Annotated in this window: 12 protein-coding genes; 7 read left to right on the top strand and 5 right to left on the bottom strand. The window is 34.4% G+C overall.

The features are described 5' to 3' along the window. Positions 1–896 precede the first annotated feature (896 nt). Positions 897–1,112, bottom strand: a complete 216-nt coding sequence (locus LEP1GSC049_RS218265; RefSeq protein ID WP_016560578.1) for a hypothetical protein — start codon at positions 1,110–1,112, stop codon at positions 897–899. 557 nt (positions 1,113–1,669) lie between these two features. Between LEP1GSC049_RS218265 and LEP1GSC049_RS218270 the strand changes: the two genes are divergently transcribed. The 3 genes from LEP1GSC049_RS218270 to LEP1GSC049_RS218280 all read left to right on the top strand — a co-directional run bounded on the left by LEP1GSC049_RS218270 (position 1,670) and on the right by LEP1GSC049_RS218280 (position 5,177). Next, positions 1,670–2,569: a decaprenyl-phosphate phosphoribosyltransferase gene (locus LEP1GSC049_RS218270; protein WP_004754958.1), complete on the top strand. Its 900-nt coding sequence runs from the start codon at positions 1,670–1,672 to the stop codon at positions 2,567–2,569. A 480-nt stretch (positions 2,570–3,049) separates the two neighbouring features. Further along, positions 3,050–3,553 (top strand): TlpA family protein disulfide reductase, encoded by a 504-nt coding sequence (locus LEP1GSC049_RS218275; RefSeq protein ID WP_016748233.1) that lies wholly within the window; start codon positions 3,050–3,052, stop codon positions 3,551–3,553. An 853-nt stretch (positions 3,554–4,406) separates the two neighbouring features. Beyond that, a complete protein-coding gene (locus tag LEP1GSC049_RS218280; protein WP_004760123.1) occupies positions 4,407–5,177 on the top strand; it encodes a hypothetical protein in 771 nt (256 codons plus the stop codon). Positions 5,178–5,338: 161 nt separating this feature from the next. On the opposite strand, the gene lfb1 is transcribed toward LEP1GSC049_RS218280, so the two are convergent. The 3 genes from lfb1 to LEP1GSC049_RS218295 all read right to left on the bottom strand — a co-directional run bounded on the left by lfb1 (position 5,339) and on the right by LEP1GSC049_RS218295 (position 7,000). After that, on the bottom strand, positions 5,339–5,701 hold the full coding sequence (gene lfb1, locus LEP1GSC049_RS218285; protein ID WP_004753966.1) for an LIC10280 family protein: 363 nt from the start codon (positions 5,699–5,701) through the stop codon (positions 5,339–5,341). Positions 5,702–5,766: 65 nt separating this feature from the next. Then, entirely contained in the window at positions 5,767–6,183 is a 417-nt protein-coding gene (locus LEP1GSC049_RS218290; RefSeq protein ID WP_004754125.1) for a hypothetical protein, read from the bottom strand. A gap of 28 nt (positions 6,184–6,211) precedes the next feature. Further along, complete coding sequence (locus LEP1GSC049_RS218295) at positions 6,212–7,000, bottom strand: ArsR/SmtB family transcription factor (RefSeq protein WP_004766750.1); 789 nt, start codon at positions 6,998–7,000, stop codon at positions 6,212–6,214. A 766-nt stretch (positions 7,001–7,766) separates the two neighbouring features. Here LEP1GSC049_RS218295 and LEP1GSC049_RS218300 point away from each other — a divergent pair. The 4 genes from LEP1GSC049_RS218300 (at position 7,767) to LEP1GSC049_RS218315 (ending at position 12,222) form a co-directional block, all read left to right on the top strand. After that, entirely contained in the window at positions 7,767–8,789 is a 1,023-nt protein-coding gene (locus tag LEP1GSC049_RS218300; protein WP_004754467.1) for a synaptic vesicle VAT-1 family membrane protein, read from the top strand. Positions 8,790–9,092: 303 nt separating this feature from the next. Continuing rightward, positions 9,093–10,034 (top strand): polyprenyl synthetase family protein, encoded by a 942-nt coding sequence (locus LEP1GSC049_RS218305; RefSeq protein ID WP_004755419.1) that lies wholly within the window; start codon positions 9,093–9,095, stop codon positions 10,032–10,034. Continuing rightward, complete coding sequence (locus tag LEP1GSC049_RS218310; protein WP_004753568.1) at positions 10,015–10,794, top strand: TlyA family RNA methyltransferase; 780 nt, start codon at positions 10,015–10,017, stop codon at positions 10,792–10,794. Before LEP1GSC049_RS218305 ends, LEP1GSC049_RS218310 begins: the two co-directional genes overlap by 20 nt. A 201-nt stretch (positions 10,795–10,995) precedes the next feature. Next, complete coding sequence (locus tag LEP1GSC049_RS218315; RefSeq protein WP_004758092.1) at positions 10,996–12,222, top strand: acyltransferase family protein; 1,227 nt, start codon at positions 10,996–10,998, stop codon at positions 12,220–12,222. Between the two features lie 391 nt (positions 12,223–12,613). Here the strand turns inward: LEP1GSC049_RS218315 and LEP1GSC049_RS218320 are convergent, their stop codons facing one another. Beyond that, positions 12,614–15,136, bottom strand: coding sequence for a penicillin acylase family protein (locus tag LEP1GSC049_RS218320; protein WP_025186037.1), 2,523 nt, complete (start codon positions 15,134–15,136; stop codon positions 12,614–12,616). Between the last annotated feature and the right edge of the window lie 210 nt (positions 15,137–15,346).

Genomic DNA, 15,346 nt, shown 5'->3' with positions numbered 1-15,346 from the left:
ATACTATTTAAATGTGAGTTTGTCGTAAGAAAATGAGAAAGAATTTTCTAAAGTAATGGTTTTTACAATTTTAGAATTTGTTCGTAAAATCAAGATTCAGGGTAGATTTCGCATTTTAAGAATTGATTCTCAAAGTTTAGATCCTAATTTTTTTCAAAAAAATGAATTCTTTGAGCTGAACTTACATTATTTTAGAAGTTTCTAATGAAATGTTGAAACTTCCACAAATCATGTTAAGTCTGGACGTTTGCGAACTTTCCGATAGTTTTTAATCATAAAATCTTTATGTATTGGGACGGATTCTAAAAAAATATTATGCAGTAATTGTTTTAAGTTCGGTTGTGACTTTTCCTACTACTCATAACTATATAATAAAGTAACTAATATTTTACATAGAATTAGAGTTTTGTGATAGAATTAACGGTATTTATTTTTATAGAGATCAGTAATTCGTTAATATGATTTTCCCAAGGATCAGATTCTTTCCATATTTCTAAGGTTTCCCTGATTCCATTTTTGTCTGGTTGTTATTTTTTATACTCAGAAGGTGTTTATGGGTCCACTGCAAAGATTTCTTATCAACCGTAAATTTTGAACGTGTTTTAATCCTTTATAATTTAACGTGAGCAGGGCGTAACGCGAAAGGGATCGATGAATGAACTAAAGCAAAACGCTCTCCTAAAACTCAGTGTCTCACTCCCCATGGGTCGTTCGACAGGTCGCGTTTGAACTCAGCAAAACGCTTTTTATTAAAGCGTTTTAGGGTCAATAAATTGAATCTAAAGACGATTGTTGTATTATGTTTCCTGTATGCAATTTATTGACCAGAGCTGAGAGCCCGGCCGGCTGCCTGTGGCAAGCCGGATTCGCCCCGGTTTTCTTATGTCGAACTCACGTTAATTTAATGTTCCGTGATCTTTAAATTCAAAATACAATTCGGAAAGTGCTATTACAGTATTGTCGTATAATAAATCGATTTTATCAATATCACTTCCTAATAATTCTCCCTTTATACTTTTGAGAATTTTAGAAAAATTGAATCCATTTGTATCGGAATATTTATCTTCTAAAAAATAAATCATATCTAAACCTTCGTCGCTTTCTAATCCCATTGTGTTTGGTATATTAAAAAGATTTTTGCTAATCCTATTGGATACGACTTTTCAGAATATTTTATGAAAATACGATTTCGAATTGCAGCAATTCAATTATTAGTTTTTTACAAAATGATGATTTAGAATACTTTAAACGATATTATACGATAAGATAGAAGATTTATTTAGATCTTCTCAATTTCAATTAAAGAAATACTTTCAAGATTAAAAGGAAAAGAATATATAAATAACTTTCATTTTATTTAAAAAGGCGGTCGGATTTCGATAATTTTATAAAAATTAAAATGATTCTTGGAAATTTCTGAATGTCGCTTTCTGAAATTATTCTGGAACGTTATGAGCAAGTTTGAAATTCTAGGATCTTTTGAAAGTGGCAGATTCATTTCCTATTTTCTTTAAAATTTTACTGATCTCTATAAAATTAAGTACCATAAATTTTGATCGCAGAGCCCTGGTTGGGTGAAAAATATCGGGTGTAGTTCGGGCGAGTTTAAGAAATTTAAAGTTTGGATTTTCCTTGATGATTTGAGGGTTTCTAAAGAATGTAACCGAGTATGCTCTTTCAATATTTGAAATTGCTCCGAATTCATCAATGGATCAAAAATGTAATCATTTTTGCGGGTATTATTTTCGCTAAGAAATTGACCGATCCTGAGTCTGTGCAACGAGTGATTGCCGCGTTTTTGCTTTTTTCTCTTGTGGCAAGTTGTCAGTACGTAGTAAACGATTATTTAGATCGTAAGGAAGACGCGTTACATCCGGAAAAAAAACATAGGCCTCTTGCTTCCGGAAAATTAGATCCTTCCTTTGCCCTTTTTATTACGGGAATCATTCTTCCTTTGTCTTTGATTTTGGCATATCTATTGTACCCCGCCTTTTCTGCGTTAGTCGCTTTTTATTTAGTGTTCAATGTACTTTACAGTAAGTTTTTAAAACACATGGTGATCTTGGATGTGATGAGTATCAGCATCGGATTTGTGATTCGTGCGATCGCGGGAGCGGTGGTCATTCATGTTACATTTTCCTCTTGGCTCTTACTGTGTACTTTTATGTTGGCTCTTTTTTGGGGATTTTCCAAAAGGAGAGGTGAACTTATCATCTTAGAAGGTAACGCAAAAGGTCACCGCAAAATTTTGAATGAGTATTCCACAGGTTTTTTAGACATGATGCTCGGGATTGTAGCTACGATGACTTTGATGAGTTATGTTCTTTATGTGACTAGCACTGCGACGATTGCGAATCTTGGAACCGATCGGCTGATTTATACCATTCCGCTCGTAGTTTATGCAATCTTTAGATCTTTGTATATTATCTATATTAAGAATATGGGGCATAACCCTACAAAGGCGATTCTTTCTGATTGGGGAGTTTTATTTGCTGGATTGATCTGGGTTGTTTTGGTTATAACAATTATGTATTCCGATTTCGGAAACGGGATTCGATTTGAACTTTAAAGGATTTTCAAAAGAATATTTTTCAAAGTCTTTTCATTGAGTTTTAAATTAAAAAAACAGCTTATTTTTCTAAAGTAATAGTTCCTAAATTAGAGTTGTTGAAAATTTCGTATCTAACATTAATAAAACGACATTATCCGTTTACTTTTAATGGATAAGAGACAAAAGAAAGTTAATTTTTCAACAACTCTATTCATAAAAATTAATGTATAACTTCTAAAAATGAAAATAGGAATTTCCGAATTCATTTTTATTTTTTGTAGTAAAACAAAAATTTTCAGAAAGCGGATTCTTTTGTTTGAGCTTAGGATTTCTGTTTTTCACAAAATTAACTGTTAATTTTTGGTAATATTTTTATGTGTTCCAAGAGTAGGATAATTTTTTATTCAAATATTTTATAAAAATCATTTGAAATGTTCAATACTCGTCTGAAAAAATAATTAGATGTAACGCTTTAGGAATGAGTCGAATTTAAAAGAGATGAAAGGTATTTTTAAAAAGAGCTGCAACGTATTATTTTGGATTTCATTGTTTCTGGGGATTACGATTTCTCTTTCGTTTTTTAAGGCTTCCGATTTAAAACCTTCGATTTCTTTAAACGAAATGAAAACATTCGAAGGAACAAATTACGATTCTAAAAATCAAATAACTATAGTTTATTTTTGGGCGACTTGGTGTGGGATCTGTTCGGCCAATCTACCTTTGGTAAAATGGTATTCTCATCTTTTGGAAAGTAGTTCAAGATTTTCTTTTATCAGTGTAGAGGAAGGAGAGAATTTAAAAGAACTCAATCAATATATAATTGAAAACGATCTTAAATTTAGAGTAATTCCGGCTAACGTTTCTTTTTTGAAGGAATGGAAAATCAATTCTTATCCTTCCTTTGTAATTCTGGATCGATCCGGTAGGATTCATTTTGCGGATTCTGGAATGATGAATCCTTTTAGTTTTTTTCTGAGAATTTGGATCGTGTATTTTTTCTGATTTTTTTAGAAAACGATGTTTTATTTACTTAAAATCAAGTGTTCAAAATTTTATCTTTAAATGGATCTGTCTTAAAAATTTATGATCTATTGTGTGGATTTTATAAAGTTCTTTGTATCTATTACGTCTCGGATCGTAATTTGTTATAACTATATAATAACCAATCTAAACGTTTACACGTCAACCCTGGAAAATTTTGCGTAATAAAGTTTGGACGAACTTCACGTTAAATTATCAAAGAAAGGGTTTGTTGGAACTTTTACAATTTATGACGTAGGTTAAAATTTTACAAAAAACTTATTCAAAATCTCGAAAGGTAACAATAACTTTTAGAAGTGATCTCAAAAATATTTTAAAACAATTTGGCATTTAAACAAAGATAAAGTATCTTCGAGATAAATTTTGATAAAATGCAGTAGTTCCCATAGATTAAGTCTCATTTCAATTTTACTTCCTATTTGAAAACCTTTCTGCATTTCAATCGTATAGTAATTCCCACAGAAACCGCCACATCTAGATATTTGCGAATTTTCCAGTAGTTAATCTTTAAATTTTAGGATAGGTTTAAAGTGATTTCTTATAATTGGAGTCCCACATCAAAGTAAAATCCAGAATAGACGTTATTGATTTCTATAAGATGAGTATCTTTAATTTTTATTGAAAAATACTATTTCAGTGTAAAATATTAGGTATTTTATTATATAACTCTGAGTAGAATTTAGATCTTTAAAATAAAATGTTAAGGTAGTTTTGACTCGGTTTTAACTTTTTATTCTAATAGATAACGCCAAAACTTTGAGTTTATCTTCAAACTCAATTTAGATTCAATTTCCTCAGAACCGATATAAATAATATGGAGCCGTTTAAGCCAAAACCACTATTGAATAAGTCGGAACTACGGCAGATCAAAAAATCTAGAACGAGGGTAGAAGGAAAAAAAGTAATTACTGACGATGTTAAAAAATTAAAATCGCTGAATGTAACTCCGGACCTTCCCAAGAAAGAACTCGTTCATTATTATAAAGAACCAATTTGGATTGAATATTATATACCTAGAGAATCTAGATTTGCTTACGAAGTAAAATATTTATTCGTAAAGTTGATCGATCCTAAGCCGGGCCCTAAAGACGTAATCTTACAAGAGGCGATTTCTAAGGAAGAATTTATAGACGTACTCGACGTGATGTTCCGTCATCCTGAAAAAGAAAATTTGATTCGAAACAGTTATGTAAATACTTTTTCTTTTTTGGAATCGATTTCTGCGAATTACAAACAATTTTTAAAAACAAAAGACGTATACGATTTAAGAGTTCCTTTGTTTCATACGGAAGCGCTGATGAAATGGGAGCCAACGGTCGCTACTTTAGAATTTTTAGGTCCTTATACAATTTATAATCTTAATTGGCTGATTCGCAAGTTAAACGAAATGGAAGAGGAATTTTCACTCGAAGATGAAACTATTTCACTGTTGATTAAAAGGAGAAACGAATACTGGGAGGAAAATTCTCTGCCAATTGACGAGGATTTTGAATTGTTCGCCGCTCTGTTTTATGAACAGGCATTTCCACATAGAGGTTCTGAATTTGAAGACAGTTTACTTTTTAAGGGTACAAACAAAGAATAAGTTTATTATTCTGTAATATACTTATGTTTTAAAGTATCTTGGATCTGATCGGCAAAAATAAAATTCGTTTAAAAAATAAAACAATTTTTCTATAAAACAAACCCAGCCTACGCTTACATTTTTGTCTTACTACATATAAAAGCGAAGGCGAGTTTCTATTATTATTTTCTTAAGGTTTCGGTTGCGCTTCCTCCTGCCCAAGTTCCTTCTAAAAGTTTACCGCCGTTTTTTACTTCATAGATCACCGGTTCAACCTCTCCCCAATCTACTGTCAAAGTAGTACCTTCAAGGGTTCCGGTTCCTGTGAAAGTTTGACCGGCGACCGTCCAGGTAAAAAGGTATTCTCCGTTAGATTCAGAAATCGTAACGCTACCGCCGTAAGAGGAACCGTTCGGGTTGGTTCCAGAAACCTTGTATTTACCGCTGATGGAAGAAGGATTGATTTGACCGATCTGTGCGTAAGCGGTCGAAATAAAACCGAATACTAGAAGGGCGAGGAAGAATTTTGAAATGATTCGAAACATGAATGTCTTCTCCTTAAAAGAGTGAAAGAAATTTTGAATTTGTTTGTGGAAAAGTCAATTCATTCTTAGACATTTCTCTTGATACGAATTGCTCCGATCAAAAGAAGTATAATCGAAGTGAACATTCCTAAAATTCCAGGGATTCCTACTGGAGGAAAGTTTGCAGGGGCACCGGCAGCGCCTTTGAGTGCAAGTCCGATTGGTAGCAAAAGTCCGCAAACTGCAGCCCAAGAAGCAATTGACTTTGTACGATCCGAAAGCGCAATTTTATCGATCCAAAGACCAACAACCATGTTATACATTGCAATCGGCATACCATGGGAATGTCCTTCTCTCAGATAAAAACGTACAATGTTAAGAACGTATTGTCCGTCTTTAACCGCATTTGCTTCGAAGGTTGCGCCTAACGCAAATCCGCCCATTGCAGCTAATAACATCGCAGTAAATCCGGCGACCACGTTGATTTTTCCGTAATTGATCATATTTATTTCTCCCAGTTCATTTTTTGTATCAATGCATTTTTGGAAGGTCCATTGCCTTACCGGTTTCAATAAATGTTTTTAGGTTGCTAAGATGCATAGGCCAACCTTGAGAAGTTCCGAAATAAGTAGGGGTTTTGTCGTCAAAGTCGTCATGAATCACGGTTAATTTGATCGAATCTCCTATGGGTTCAAGCTCGTAACTGACTCTCGATTCCCGATCTGTAGCCGCTTTTGGTTCTGCCGTTAGTTTGAACGTGTAAACCAATTTTTTTTTAGGATCAAATTCCAATATCTTTCCTTGAACCAAAGACAGTTTATTTCCTTCTGGACCAGTGATGTCGTAAGTCAATGACGCTCCTACTTTCGGTTCGAAAGTCACAGCCATTCCAGCAAACCATTCGGGAGTAATCTTAGATTGAATTAATGCATCCCAAAGTTTATCAACATTCGTTTTAATATACAGAGTATAAATTTGTTTTATCTCTTCCATTTTGTTTTCTCCTTCCAAATCGTACTTCAGTCGTGTCAGAGAATTTGCCCAATGCTTACTGTATTTCGAAATCCAACGATCATAGATCATTTGAATCGGAATCGCATTGAGATGAATATTTCTAAATTTTCCATTCTTCTCTATCTTCAAAAGATTTGCTTCTGAAAGAACCTTTAGATGTTTCATCACCGCAAAGCGGCTAAATTCGAAAAAATCTGTTAAATCTCCTACAGAAATACCGGGTCGGCTCTTAATAATATCCAGAATTCGTCTGCGATTTTCGTCTGCTAAAGCTTTAAAGACCCGACCTAATTCTTGATCTGACATGTGACCTTTTGGTCACATAAATTTGAAATTGTAGGAATTGTCAAGAGTTTCTCAAAAATTACAATTGAGAGGCTTTAAATTATGTCTCGTTCGATCAGTTAAGGTACTCTTAAGCATTTTTCTTATAACGCGTCTCAAAGTTAGGACCGGTTTTTATGTAAAAAATCGTGTGAGTTCCCACAGTTTCAAAAATTCAACTTTTTAAAGGAAACGAATGTATGGGGACGTATTCGGAGAATTTTCCAATAAGAAAAACTACTCGACCTCTGGCTTTTAGTTCCAGTCCAGCTAATCAATCGAATTCGGAACAATCACTTTCTTGTCGAGCGCTCATAGAAAGTGAGACGCTTTAGTTTCTCGAACAACTTGTGATGGTGAGAATGCTTTATTTGTCTTCAATCGTTACGTTGAACTTTTAGAAAAGTGAAATCAAGTTCAATACAAATAAAAATAAATTAGTAACTTATAATATACTGAATATTATAAGTTGAAAAACCGGGAAATCTTAACCCAAAAGACAATAGTTGTTGAAAAATGAATTCTTCATCTGTTTTTGTTGTATTGAAATAAATAATTGAAACAGTTTGTGAATCTTCACTATGGAATTTTTCAACAACTCTAATTTATATTCGGTAAAACTTTTCTAGGATTTGATTCAAAAAATTAATTTTCAAACTGTATGAAAGTTTCATCTGAATTTGGTTCAAATCAAAGATTCTAAAAATTCTACTTGCTCTTTTGGCTTGAATTCTTATAACCTCCTTTCATGCAAAGAACGATCGCGCTTGTCCGAAAAAAAGGATCACTTGAAAACGTAAATTTAGAAACGGAAACTCTTCCCGAACCGGATGAAAACGAAGTACAAATCGAAGTTCATTCGATCGGATTAAACTTTGCGGATTTATTTGCGATTCAGGGATTGTATAGCGCTACTCCGCAAGGGGCCTTTATTCCAGGACTTGAATATTCAGGAGTGGTAATTTCTACCGGAAAAAAAGTCAAAAACGTAAAAAAGAAAGATAAGATTATGGGAGTTACTCGTTTTGGCGGTTATTCTTCTCATTTGAATATCGATTCCAGATACGTTTTTAAACTTCCTTCCAAATGGAACTTTGATCAGGGAGCAGGATTTCTAGTACAAGGTTTAACCGCCTACTATGCGTTAGTTGCTTTAGGAGATCTTAAAAAAGGACAAACTGTTTTGATCCATAGTGCGGCAGGTGGAGTTGGAATTCTTGCAAACAGAATCGCAAAAAAAATAGGTGCGTTTACAATCGGAACGGTAGGAACTTCTTCTAAAATCGACCTTCTTAAAAAAGAAGGTTATGACAAACAGATTGTTCGTTCCGATCGATTTAAAAACGATCTACAGGAATCTCTTTCCGGAACGGACTTAAATTTAGTTTTAGAATGTATCGGAGGAAAAATCTTTCAAGAAAGTTACGAAGTGATGTCTCCGATGGGAAGAATGATCGTCTACGGCGCAGCGGAAATGATGGGCGGAAGTAGTTCCGTAAGTTGGCCAAGAGTTGCTTATAAATATTTTTCCAGACCGAAATTAGATCCGATGAAAATGGTTTCTGACAATAAAGCCGTGATGGGATTCAATCTGATCTGGCTCTATGAAAAGGTGGAAATATTGACAAAACATTTGAATGCTCTTGTGAAATTAAATATTTCTCCTCCCCTTATAGGTAAAACTTTTGCGTTCGATAGTTTAAACGAGGCTTTGAAATACTTTCAATCTGGCACGTCCATGGGTAAAGTAGTTTTAAAAGTTAAATCTTGAACTGAATTTGATAAACGTTGGAATCTTTTAAAAAAGTTCAATTGTAGAAGATCTTTATAAATGAATTTTTCTTTTGATCAGAAGAACTTTTTGAGATAGGTTCTAAAGAGTTGATACGATATTCTTTTTGGTATCTACATAGAAAAAGTCATTTACGATTTCAAAATAGTAAAACCCAAAACCAATAAGGTTGTGGTTTATCATCTAATGAAAATAATTCGTTGTTTCAGCAAAACCGTTTTATGATCGGTTTGTCAGACTTTGCTTTACAATTGAAAGTTTTCTTTCAGCCTTGGAGCCAGAGTGAATCCATCTTCCTTTTCCGAAATATTCCATTCTTATAAAAGTATGTTTGAGAATTTTTTAAATTCTCAAACTCTTTCGGTACTTTCCAAACAATCTGCTCCCGAACTTTTTGAAGCTATGAAATACAGTCTCATGGCCGGAGGAAAACGACTCAGACCCGTCTTGGCCTTGGCTGCTTTTGGTGAACTTCAAAATGAAACTCAAAATGTTCTTTTACTTGGGGCTTCTTTGGAATGTATTCATACTTATTCTTTGATTCACGACGATCTTCCAAGTATGGATAACGACGATTTTAGAAGGGGATTACCGACCCTTCATAAAAAATTTTCAGAAGCTACAGCGATTTTGGCCGGAGATGCTTTGAATTCTTTCGCGTTTTATTTTATTTCTTGGATCCGGGTTGAAAATGGAGATCATTTTTTACATAGAGATCTATTAGAAATTTTGCATACAGGTTGCGGTGCGCCTGGAATGGTTTCCGGACAAGTTTATGATCTGCAGATGGAAAAAGAAAATTCAAAAGAAAATCATTCAACAAACCAATCCGATAAAATAGAAATGCTTCAATTGACTCACCGTTTAAAAACGGGAGCGTTGATCAAGTCAGCCTTACTTTTGGGGAACCGTCTTCGTAAAGACTGGAAAAAAAGAGAAACATCTTTGTCTCAATACGGAGAAGATCTAGGTTTACTGTTTCAAATTACAGATGATATTTTAGACGTGGAAGGAACTCAAGAATCTTTAGGAAAAACCCCAGGTAAGGATCAAAAATCCGGCAAGATCACCTATCCTATGTTATTTGGAATGGATCGTTGCAAAAAGATGGTGGAAGAACTTCAGAAAAACCTAATTTTTATTTCTTCTGATTTTGTTTCCACGGAAGAAGAACGAACATTCTTTCAGGAGCTTCCGATTTACATTGGCCAGAGAAAAAATTAGGCTCGATATTCTTCTTTTCGAAAGGGGATTTGCAGATTCTCTGGAAAAAGCGAAAAGTTTAATTCTTTCAGGCTCTGTATTGGTAAACGAACAAAAGATCACTAAAGTAGGGTTCAAATTTTCAAAAGATTCTGAAATTAGGATCTTAAACGTCATCCCAGAATATGTAAGCAGAGGCGTTTATAAACTGTTAAAGGCCTTTGAGGTTTTTCCTTTACAAGTCGATGGAAAACTTTGTATTGATCTGGGTGCTTCGACTGGAGGATTTACGCAGGTGCTTTTAGAAAAAGGGGCTTGGAAAGTTTTTGCTTGTGATGTGGGTTATGGTCAGCTTGCAGAAAAATTGAGAAGTCATCCTTCTGTAATCGTAAAAGATCGTTTTCATCTGAAAAATTTATCCGCTTTAGAAATCGAATGGGAAAACAATCGGTTTCAAACACCTCATCCGGAATCGATCGTAATCGTAATGGACTTGAGTTTTATCTCTCTCCGATCCGTTTTTCCAGTGATTCGAAAACTGAAAGAAGAAAAGAATATTCCAAAATTAGAATGTGTTTCCTTGATAAAACCACAATTTGAAGCCAATCGGAATGACCTTGTCAAAGGTATTTTAAAAAATTCTAAAATTCGATTTCAAATCGTACTTTCTCTTTGTAGGTATCTTAAAAAGGAAATCGGAGGTGTCATTTTAGGTTTAGAATGGTCTCCGATAGAAGGTAGAGACGGGAATAAGGAAATGCTTTTGTTTTGGAACTTGTAGCGTTAGGTCGGATTTTTACTTTGTAAATAAGTCTTTTCTTTTTTAGAAAGTTCACTTTACATTTTGATTCATAAAAATACAGAGTATAATTGATGGAAACTTTTGGAGCGATTCTTTAAAGTGAAACTTTGAATTTCTCGAGAAATTTTTTTATTTGAAAACAAAAGTATATTCATAAATTAGAATGTATAAACGGTATTTATGGGACAAAAAGTAGAAAATAAAAGGGAAGAAATTCCTTCGTTAAACGGATTGCGCGCCTTTGCAATCATCATAGTATTCATATATCATTATTATTTTTATTCGGGATATACCGCAGCAAATAACAATTCTTTTCTGCAAACGTTTATAGATATGCTTCACCATTTTGAAGTGAATTTATTTTTTATTCTGAGCGGTTTTTTAATTTCTATGGCTTTGTGGAAAGAATGGTCCGACAACGGAAAGATCCGTTATTTGGATTTTTTCCTAAAGCGGAATTATAGATTACTTCCCGTTTATTATCTTTTTATCACGATCAGTTACTTTATAAACCGGGTTTCCTATTCCATGAGTCAAAAATGGATCGCTACAAAACAATTGTCCGTACCTGACACTTTAATGGCTTTGAATGTGATGGAGAGTACGGATAACGGTTTGAGAAACGCTTGGGCTGATTTCGTTTTTATCGGTAATTATTGGAAAGGCCCGAATATTCATACTTGGTTTTTATCGATCACGGAACAATTTTATTTTATTTTTCCTTTTTTTTGCGGATTCGTTTTGTTCAAACGAAACTTTTTTACAAGACAATGTATCCTTTGGTTTTTGTATTTGATTCCTGGAATATTAAGAATCATCATCTATCTCAATCCGGATTTTTTCGGAACGGATTACGAGACCTTGGTTTTTCGTCCTACACATACTCGTGCGGATTCGATTGTGATTGGTATCATTCTTATGGATTGGATCGTAAATCGCAAAGAAGATCTAAAAAAATATTTATCGGGTCGTATCGTAAGTTTTTTATTACTCTTATTTCCCATTCTAATTTTAGTTTTTATCAACTTTCAAAGCAAATCTATCTATTCCTTTTTTTCAGGAACGGTAAGATTCAATTTAATCGATTTAGCTTATGTTTTAATTCTTTTATCTGTAATTTTGTTCCCTAATACTTTTTTAGCGAAAGGATTGAGTTTAAAATTTCTGGTTCCAGTATCTAACTTGAGTTATACGATTTATATATGGCATTTGCTACTTTCCTTAATCTCGTTCGGAGTTATAAAATTCTTTTTTCCCAGTTTGTTTGAAACCGGCCTGGCGTTTTTTGTTTTGAGTCTTTTGATTAGTTTTCTTTTTACCTTAGGCGTTTCTTGGCTTATCCATCGATTTATCGAAGATCCTTTGAGTCGTCTTTTTAAAAGGTTGTTTTCTACTTCGTCTAAATAAAGTTAGGTGCAATTTGCTTTAAGATAATAGAGTTGTTGAAAAGTTAATTCTCTATCTTGTTTCTGTTTTATGAAATGGTCGATTGAACCAGTTTTGTTGATCGTCGTTATGGAATTTTTCAATAACTCTATTTTGTAAAATGGATTTCAAACAAAACTGAATGTCGCCAAACTCTGGTTATGTGTTTTGAATTCCCGCGCAAAGGATCGATGCGTGGTCAATAAATTTGTAATTCGTTCTCTTTTGATCTTCGGAGAAATCTGAAATTTATTGACCGAAGCTGAGAGCCTGGTGGTCGGGTTGTTTCAAATAAGTTTTTCTTATCGAAAAATTCCCGACCATGCGCCCGTTACTTTCAACTTTTATTCATTTCTGTTTTTGAATCTATTTTTTATTTCGGAATCATATTCAATATGTATTTTGTATCTTTTTCGATTTGAGACTGAGTGAATCGAATTTTACGATGTTCTCCGTTTAAAAACAGTTCGATCTGATCTCCATAAAATGGTGATCCTAAATTTCCAGAGTTTCCTGTTGGTAATACCGACCAAGAGTTTTCCGGATTTATGAGATCGATGATTCTTCGTTTTGAAGGACCTACACGAGGTCTTATCTTCGGATTGATTTCTTTTTGATTCATCAGATTGATCACGGATTCTCCCGAAGCGACTGAAAAAGGACCTTGATTAAAAATCGAATCTAAAACCGGTATTTTTCCCATCGGATGTTCAAACGTAATTTTATGCGCGTCTTTCCATTTCCAAGTTGAAGGAGAACCTCCGTGTTCTTTGGATAAATAACGAACCGTTTGTGCAAAAGAACGGATGAGTATTTCCCTTCTCGTTTCTTTTAAATCCGGAGTCGTAAGATCGTCCCAGAAATCGGATTTCGGATTTGCAAGAATAGATTTATATGCGTTCCAACGTTCTGCGGTTTGTCCAAAAATTTGAAGATTGGATTCTCCGAATTCGTCTGTCCACAAATTCAACATTACAAATTGGTTGAGTGTATGGAATATCGTGGCTCCCGATGAGTCTAACGTGTTTTCTCCATCGAACTTTCTATAAATATCCAAAGCCTCTTTAAATACGCCCGACCAATTTTTATCTTCTTCGATCTCCAAAGAGATCAAAGGTACAATTGACCTAGCTGAAAAGGAATGAACGTCGGTTTGTATTTTTTTTGTATCGTCCACGGTCCAATTTTTTTTCTGAGATAGAAGTTCGTAGATTCTTCTTCCCCGATCCGATTCTTGCCAATACCCTTCCGGTTTTCCGTAACCTTTGAGTTCGTAAGTAGGAAGATGATTTGCGGTGAGTATAATTCCTTCTGGAGGATTGACTAGTTTCGGATTTTGATGAAACGGGATATAACCGATAACGTCGTCTTCTCCCGAGGCTCCGTTTAATATTTTGCGAGTATTGGTTTTCTTTTTTCGAATCGGAAATCTTCCCACACTCCACCAAGCGATGTTTCCGTTTTTGTCTGCATAAGAAACGTTTAAACCGGGTGCGGTCAAATCGGAAACGATCTTGTTACATTCGGTCAAAGACGAACAACGTCCTAAAGAATAGATCGTTTCCAAAAGAGGAACCGATAGATGATGAAAGATCCAATATAAAGAAACGACTGGTCCGGTATATCCTTGGATCGGTTTGGAAAGTATCGGACCGTGAGAAGTTACTTGGATTGTAATTTCTCTCGGCTCTTCTCCTTTGACTTGGATTGATTCTTTCAAAACTTGAACCGGAACCCAATTCCCTTTTTCCTTTACGAGATTCGGTTTTGTTGGATGTAGAATTTCTTCGTAAAAATCCATATCGTCGTTTTCTAACATTGTCAAAGCCCAAGCTTTTTTAACGTTATGCGCTATTAAAGGAAAAGGGAAAATCGGCAAATGATACCCGTAGGTTTCGTGATCTCCCGTTTTCAAGTGAACCTCATACCAGGTTCCGGGGTTACCGTAACCGATATGCGGATCGTTTGCCAGAATGGCTCCTCCTGTGGTTGATCGAGAAGGACCGATGACCCAAGAGTTGCTTCCGGATAAAGAAGGAAGTTCTTTTAAGATCCGATTCGTTTTTTGGATTATTAGATCTAAATCTGAAAGTTCGTTCGATTTTGATTTTGACAATTTGGATTCTTTTGTCAAAGGAAGAACAACTTTACTATTTTCTGTTAATTTTTTAGGAGAATAAGAAGGTTGATTTTGCTGAATTGAAAACGGTTCTTCTGTATCGTGTCTTGGAAATAATTCACTTACGTTCCGATTTGGAAGTTTTCTTTCTAAAATGGTATAAAGTGTATCGTTTCGCAAAGCTTCTGCAAATGAAAAAGATAATAAAGAAAGTGCACTCATTACATCGAGTCGGTCGAACGGTTTTGGTTTATATCCTAGAATTGTAAACTCGATGGGAAGGGATTCGGTTTTTAAAAAGTAATTGATTCCTTCTAAAAACGAATCCAATTCTTTCAAGATCTGTGGATTTACTTTTTCGGATTCCTGTAACATCTTTTCAGCGGTTTTTCTTAATAATACCTGTCTTAAAAAAATATCCGTTGGAACTAGTTCGGCTCCTAAAACCTCCGATAGCTCTCCTTTGGCCGCTCTTCTTAAAATTTCCATTTGGAACAAACGATCGCTTGCGCATATATAACCTAACGCGAAATAGGCGGAAGATGAATCTTCGGATCGAATATGAGGAACTCCGTAGGAATCTCGAATTACTGAAACCGGTTGGGTAAGTCCCGGAATTTTTAATTCTCCTGATAAACGAGGAGCTTTCCAAAAAATCAAAAACACAAATAGGACTTTTATAAAAACGGTCAATACAAGAATCGTAATCAGAGATCTACGAACCCAAATTGGCGTTTGATTCCAAAAATTCGATACAATCAGAAGAATTCTTTTCATTGTTTTAATTGGCTCCCCATTTTTTAAACGGTTAAAGTTTTGAATTCGAACCTTTAAGAAATCATTCGAGATCAGTTTTTCGAAAAACGTGGTAGTTCCCACATTTTAAGATTTTAAAATCAACTTTTAACTTCTTTCGGGAAGGGAACTTTACTCGATCTAATTTCAATAGCAAGAAAAGTTTTTTCCGTGTTTATGTTTCAAAATTAG

Source organism: Leptospira kirschneri serovar Cynopteri str. 3522 CT (assembly GCF_000243695.2).
GTDB classification, from domain to species: domain Bacteria; phylum Spirochaetota; class Leptospiria; order Leptospirales; family Leptospiraceae; genus Leptospira; species Leptospira kirschneri.
The sequence above is the reverse complement of the archived record's forward strand: the minus strand, read 5'-3'. Positions and strand labels throughout refer to the sequence as shown.

Excerpts from the sequence above, each read along its gene's own strand:
- LEP1GSC049_RS218265 (WP_016560578.1), bottom strand. The coding sequence starts at position 1,112 with ATGGGATTAGAAAGCGACGAAGGTTTAGATATGATTTATTTTTTAGAA.
- LEP1GSC049_RS218270 (WP_004754958.1), top strand. The coding sequence starts at position 1,670 with ATGCTCTTTCAATATTTGAAATTGCTCCGAATTCATCAATGGATCAAA.
- LEP1GSC049_RS218275 (WP_016748233.1), top strand. The coding sequence starts at position 3,050 with ATGAAAGGTATTTTTAAAAAGAGCTGCAACGTATTATTTTGGATTTCA.
- LEP1GSC049_RS218280 (WP_004760123.1), top strand. The coding sequence starts at position 4,407 with ATGGAGCCGTTTAAGCCAAAACCACTATTGAATAAGTCGGAACTACGG.
- lfb1 (WP_004753966.1), bottom strand. The coding sequence starts at position 5,701 with ATGTTTCGAATCATTTCAAAATTCTTCCTCGCCCTTCTAGTATTCGGT.
- LEP1GSC049_RS218290 (WP_004754125.1), bottom strand. The coding sequence starts at position 6,183 with ATGATCAATTACGGAAAAATCAACGTGGTCGCCGGATTTACTGCGATG.
- LEP1GSC049_RS218295 (WP_004766750.1), bottom strand. The coding sequence starts at position 7,000 with ATGTCAGATCAAGAATTAGGTCGGGTCTTTAAAGCTTTAGCAGACGAA.
- LEP1GSC049_RS218300 (WP_004754467.1), top strand. The coding sequence starts at position 7,767 with ATGCAAAGAACGATCGCGCTTGTCCGAAAAAAAGGATCACTTGAAAAC.
- LEP1GSC049_RS218315 (WP_004758092.1), top strand. The coding sequence starts at position 10,996 with ATGGGACAAAAAGTAGAAAATAAAAGGGAAGAAATTCCTTCGTTAAAC.
- LEP1GSC049_RS218320 (WP_025186037.1), bottom strand. The coding sequence starts at position 15,136 with ATGAAAAGAATTCTTCTGATTGTATCGAATTTTTGGAATCAAACGCCA.